Below are 6,004 nucleotides of genomic sequence, written 5' to 3'. Positions count from 1 at the left end.
TACAATATGATTATTCTAAAGAGCTTCTTTGAACAGGTTCCGGAATCACTTGAAGAGGCAGCATTCATTGACGGTGCTAGTGATTTTAGAATTTTCTCTCAAATCTACATACCTCTATCAAAACCTGCTTTAGCAACTGTTGGTTTGTTCTACGCTGTAAATAGATGGAATGGTTACTTCTGGCCTATGAACCTTTTAACAGATGATTCAAAAGTTCCACTACAGGTACTTTTAAAGAAACTCCTTGTTGATAAGGTAAAGAATGAAATGGAAAGTGCAATCATTACTTCAGCATCCCTTTCAAGCCAAACAACTACAATTTATGCACTTATTATTATCGCAATTATTCCGATGGCAATCGTCTATCCATTTGTACAAAAGTACTTCAAGACTGGTTTAACTATCGGCGCAAATAAAGGTTAATATCAAAGGAGGATATTATTATGAAAAAGACAATTATCATTATGCTCGCACTCCTCGCTCTATGCACTCCTGTATTCGCAGGTGGCCAGAGTGAGACTACAGCAGCAAAAACAACTGCTAGTAGCACACCAACTCTCAACCCAGATGGTTCTTTCCATCTCCCAATTGTAGATTCTCCAAAAGAATTCACAATTTTCTTAAACTTTAACAATATGCCATTTGACAGCAACTGGAAGGTTTGGAAGAAACTTGCTGCTGACACAAATGTAAGTTTTAAGAGTGTAATTAGCCAATCAAACTCAAATGAGACTGAAGCTTATAACCTTATGCTTTCATCAGGTAACCTTGCAGATGTTATTGGTTATGTTTCAACTGCAGATCTTGAAAGTTTGGGTCGTGATGGTGGTCTTATCGCACTTAATGATTTAATTGATGAATATGCACCAAACATTAAGAAGATGATGGAAGAAGATCCAAAGTTTGCTCAGTATGCAACTTCAACAGATGGTAACATCTACTTCATTCCTAAGAACCAAGGTCTTAAGGCTGCTGAATATTGGTGGATTAGAAATGACTGGCTCCAAAAGCTTGGTCTTGAAGTTCCAACAACCGTAGATGAGTTCGAAAAGGTTATGTATGCTTTCAGAAACAATGACCCAAACGGTAACGGTGTTAAGGATGAGATTCCTCTCTTTGATAGAGCTGGTTGGAAGATGCCTGAAGAATATCTTTACCTCTTTGATAGCTCAACAGGCTTCTATACAAGAAATGGTGTTGTAGAATTCGAACCTCTTGAAGAAAACTTCAGATATGGTGTTAGAAAGCTTATCCAGTGGTATAAGGATGGTATTTTAGATCCAGAAATCTTTACTCGTGGTAATAAGAGCCGTGACGTACTCCTTGCTGCAAACATCGGTGGTTGTACACATGACTGGGTATCTACAAGTGAATACAATGTAAAGCTTGCAAAGGAAATTCCTGGTCTTGAGATGATTGCTATTGCACCACCAGCTGACCAGAATGGTGTTGTAAAAGAAAGAACAGAAAGATTCCCAGGTGTAGGTTGGGGTATTTCTTCAGCATGTAAGGATCCTGTAACAGTAATTAAGTTCTTCGATTATCTCTTCTCAGAGGCAGGTTCTGCTCTCATGAACTGGGGTATTGAAGGTGAAGAATACTATGTTGATGAAAATGGTAATAAGAAATTCTATGATTCAGTTCTCCATGGTTCACAGTCTGTAGTTGGTTACCTCAGATCAATTGGTGCTCTCTATCGTGTAGGTTTCAACCAGGATGGTGGTTATGAGCTTGCAAGTATGAACAAGTGGGGCTTCGCAGCAAGTGAACTCTATGAAGGTCATCCAGAATGGTTCCTTTCTGATCAGCCACCTTATGCAGATGGTGAACTTGATATGAAGTATCAGCCAGATGATGAAGCTCGCTATAAGAGAATCATGAATAACATTAAGCCATATGTTGAAGAGAAGTTCCAGTCCTGGATTATCGGTACAGCTGATTTTGAAGCTGATTACGATAAGTTCATTAGTGAACTCCATTCAAGAGGCATTGATGAAGCAATTGCTATCAACCAGAAAGCTTATGACTACTACATGAGCGCAGGTAAATAATAATTAATGATGTGGGGGCTTTCCCCCACATCCCTGAAAGGAGAAAAGGAATGAAGAATCTAGTTTACGTCTTTGCTGATCAGTGGCGCTATCATGCCTATGGATTTTCAAAAGAGGATCCTGTATACACCCCCTATATGGATGATTTTGCCGCTTCATCCCTTTTCTGCTCTCAGGCGGTGAGCACTTATCCATTGTGCTCACCACACCGGGCAGCTCTATTAACAGGAAAGCATCCACTAAATTTAGGATTTTGGACTAATTGTAAGATTGGAATTCGTGACCATATACATCTTGAGAGTAATGAAATTACCATTAGTGATGTGCTTCATGAAAATGGTTATTACAATGGCTATATTGGTAAGTGGCATCTTGATTCCTCTGAAATGAATTTTTCAAAGCATCCAAAATCAGGAGCTGCTAATTGGGATGCTTATACTCCAATGGGCGAAAGAAGACACAATATTGATTATTGGTACTCTTATGGTGCTTATGATAATCATACTCAGCCTCATTATTGGCAAGATAGTGATGAAATGATTACCATTGATAAATGGTCTCCAGAGCACGAGACAGATAAAGCAATCGAATTCTTTGAATCAAGACCAAAAGATAAACCATTTTCTCTATTTATCTCTTGGAATCCTCCACATCCTCCATATGATAAGGTTCCTCAAAGACTTTTAGATATGTACCCAGAAGAGAGCATTGTATTTAGAGAAAATGTACCAGAGGAGATGAAAAATAATCCTGAGTATAGACTAAAGTGGAGAGAGTACTATGCTGCTATTACTGGTCTTGATGAGCAGTTTAAAAGATTAATTGATTATTTAAAGGAAAATAATCTTTATGATAATACTATTGTAGTTCTTTCTGCCGATCATGGAGATTGCATGGGCTCTCATGGTTTATATGGAAAGAATATTTACTATGAAGAATCTGTTAGAATTCCATTAGTAATTCATGATTCAGCTATTGGTAAAAAAAGTTATGATGGAATTTTAACAAGTGAAGACCATATGCCAACTATCTTAGATATGATGGGAATTCCATGCCCTGAGAGTGTTGAAGGAAAGAGTCATTTAGCTGCAATAAATGGAGGCCAAAAGGTTCGAAGTTTTTCTGAGCATTTAATGATTCCTGGTATGCCAGAGCTAGTTAACCCATTCTTAGAACAAGGTCTTGATAATAGAGCCTTTGGTTGGCGTGCAATAAGAGATGAAAGATATACCTATGTTGTTGATAATGGTATTTCACCAGGTGAAGAACAGAAGAGATTTATCTTTGACAATATAAATGATCCATATCAATTAAATGGAAAAAAATTAGATAAGTGTGATGAAGAAGCTATCAAATATGACCTTTTATTAAAACAGGAGTTAGAAAAGAGTCATGATAACTTTCTTTTGGGGAGGTAATTGTGAGAGTTTATGATGGTGTAAAGCCTTTAGAAGGTAAGAATTTAGAAAGTGCTATTGGCTATGCTGTTAAGCAAACAGAGAGCTCATTAAAAGACTATACTTATAAGTTTAAGTATTCTCATAGTGTTAATGGATTTTATCCTGCAACAGAGAATGTTGAATGGACAACTGGTTTCTGGACTGGTGAGATTTGGCTTGCTTACGAGCTTTCTGGAAATACAAGATTTAAGGATTCTGCTTTAATTCAAGTTGATTCCTTCTTAAATAGAATTATTAACAAAATAGATGTTAACCACCATGATATGGGATTTTTATACTCTCCATCATGTGTTGCTGCATATAAACTAACAGGCTCAGAAAAAGGTAAAAAAGCTGCATTACTTGCAGCAGATAATCTTAAGTCAAGATTCCAGGAAAAAGGTGGCTTTATCCAAGCTTGGGGAGACTATGGTGCTGCTGATAACTATCGTCTTATCATTGACTGTTTACTTAATATCCCACTTTTATATTGGGCAACAGAGGAAACAGGAGATGAAAGCTATAAGAGAGTTGCAGATAGACATCTAGAGACTGCAATGAAGTGTGTAGTTAGACCTGATAATTCAACATACCATACATATTTCTTTGATATTAATACTGGAGAACCTTTAAAGGGTGTTACATTCCAAGGTTATAGAGATGGTTCTGCTTGGGCTCGTGGTCAGGCTTGGGGCATTTATGGTTCTGCTCTTGCTTATAAGTATTTAAGAAAGCCTGAATACCTTGATATCTTTAGAAGAGTTTCTTCATTCTTCTTAGATAATCTTCCAGAGGATATTATTCCATATTGGGATTTTGATTTCAAATATCCTTCAACAGAGCCAAAGGATACATCTGCTCTTGCAATTGCTGTTTGTGGAATGCTTGAAGTTGCTAAGTATACAGAGAAGGATGAGAGTGAAAAACTAATTGAAGATGCAAAGCGTCTTATGGGTGTTTTAGCAAGCGACTATGCTGTAAAAGATCCATATACTTCAAATGGACAACTCTTACATGGTACTTATGCAAGAAAGAGTCCTTACAATCCATGTAAAAATAGAGGTGTTGATGAATGTAACATTTGGGGCGATTACTTCTACATGGAAGCATTAGCTCGCCTTTCTAAGGATTGGGAGCCTTATTGGTAGAATATGAAAAACTTTGTCATTTTTCAGCTTGATCAACTCGCTTGGAGAGCTTTAAAGGTATATGGATCGAAAGATTCATATACTCCTAATATTGATAAGCTTTGTGATAATGGAGTTGCTGCTGAAGCAGCTTATTCTCCTTGTCCTTTATGTCAGCCATCTCGTGCTGCGCTTTGGTCTGGCCAATACAGCCATAGAAATAGGGTATGGTCTAATGGTAGAAATTGGCCTATCACTCCTTTAGATGATTCCTTTCCAGCTCTAGGGGAGGAGTTTAAGAAAGCGGGCTATAAGGCTGTACATTTTGGTAAAAAACATGATGGTGGCGCATTAAGAGGCTTTGAGTGTTCAGAAGAAAAAGAGACAAAAATTCCAGATGAAGATCAAAGATTTCCATTTAATATGGACACCTATGCAGATAAATATACTTTAGATGAAACACTAAAATTTATTTCATCCTATAGCTATGATAAGCCACTTTGTATGGTTGTTGATTTTATTAATCCTCATAATATTTGTGGCTTTGTCGGAAAAAATAAAGGGCCACATGAGCCTTTTAGTGGACCTCTTCCTCAGCTTCCAGAGAACTATGAGTTTGATGATATTATAAATCGTCCCACACCTGTAAAATATCTTTGTTGCTCTCATGTTAGACAAGCACAAACAGTTGGATGGAGTGATGATAATTTTAGAGAGTATCTTGCTGCCTATTACTACTATTTATCTGTTGCTGATAGATATATCGGAGAGATAATTAATAGGCTTGAGAACAGTAAAATTAAGGGTGATATTACATATATTCTTCTTTCTGACCATGGAGATAGCATGGCAGCAAGAGGAAGTGTAACTAAGCAGGTTACGTTATATGAAGAGGTAACTAGAGTTCCTTTTATCTTTTCTGGTGCGCTTGTAAAGAGTAGGGGTATTGCTAAGGGAATCTGCTCAACATTAGATCTTTTCCCAACACTACTTTCTCTTGCAGGAATTGAAAGACCTAATGGCCTTGATGGTGTTGATATTTCTCAAATATTGACAAAAAATACTCTTCCTAAACGTGAATATGTTACTTCAGAGTGGTTTACAGAGTGGGGATACACTATTTCACCTGGAAGAATGATAAGAAAGGATAATGTTAAATATATCAGATATTTAGAGGATGATGGTGAAGAGCTTTATCTTTTAGATAGAGACCCATTTGAAAAGCATAATGCTGCTAAGGATGAGCCAGAACTGTTAGCTAATATGAGAGCTTTACTTGATAGCTACATAAAGGATAGTGAGGATCCATTCTATTCTCTTCCTGTTAAGGCTGATAAAAGGTGGAGAAGTCACTCATGTGGATATCAAAACCATAGAGGTCCTACCG

General features: G+C 37.2%; 5 protein-coding genes. All 5 read left to right on the top strand.

The annotated features are described in order from the left end of the window. Positions 1-423, top strand: a 423-nt coding sequence (locus SOY52_RS08405; RefSeq protein WP_320848508.1) for an ABC transporter permease subunit, incomplete at its 5' end; no start/stop codon positions are given. 20 nt (positions 424-443) lie between these two features. Next, positions 444-2,051: an extracellular solute-binding protein gene (locus tag SOY52_RS08400; protein ID WP_320848507.1), complete on the top strand. Its 1,608-nt coding sequence runs from the start codon at positions 444-446 to the stop codon at positions 2,049-2,051. Between the two features lie 50 nt (positions 2,052-2,101). After that, positions 2,102-3,469: a sulfatase gene (locus SOY52_RS08395; protein ID WP_320848506.1), complete on the top strand. Its 1,368-nt coding sequence runs from the start codon at positions 2,102-2,104 to the stop codon at positions 3,467-3,469. 2 nt (positions 3,470-3,471) lie between these two features. Further along, on the top strand, positions 3,472-4,638 hold the full coding sequence (locus SOY52_RS08390; RefSeq protein ID WP_320848505.1) for a glycoside hydrolase family 88 protein: 1,167 nt from the start codon (positions 3,472-3,474) through the stop codon (positions 4,636-4,638). 3 nt (positions 4,639-4,641) lie between these two features. After that, positions 4,642-6,004 (top strand): sulfatase (locus tag SOY52_RS08385; protein WP_320848504.1); only part of this gene is annotated, 1,363 nt, incomplete at its 3' end.

The sequence above is a fragment of the Bullifex sp. genome (assembly GCF_034103065.1).
Taxonomy (GTDB): domain Bacteria; phylum Spirochaetota; class Spirochaetia; order Sphaerochaetales; family Sphaerochaetaceae; genus Bullifex.
The sequence above is the reverse complement of the archived record's forward strand: the minus strand, read 5'-3'. Positions and strand labels throughout refer to the sequence as shown.

What these genes read in the sequence shown, in the direction of transcription:
- SOY52_RS08400 (WP_320848507.1), top strand. Translation starts at nt 444, where the DNA reads ATGAAAAAGACAATTATCATTATGCTCGCACTCCTCGCTCTATGCACT.
- SOY52_RS08395 (WP_320848506.1), top strand. Translation starts at nt 2,102, where the DNA reads ATGAAGAATCTAGTTTACGTCTTTGCTGATCAGTGGCGCTATCATGCC.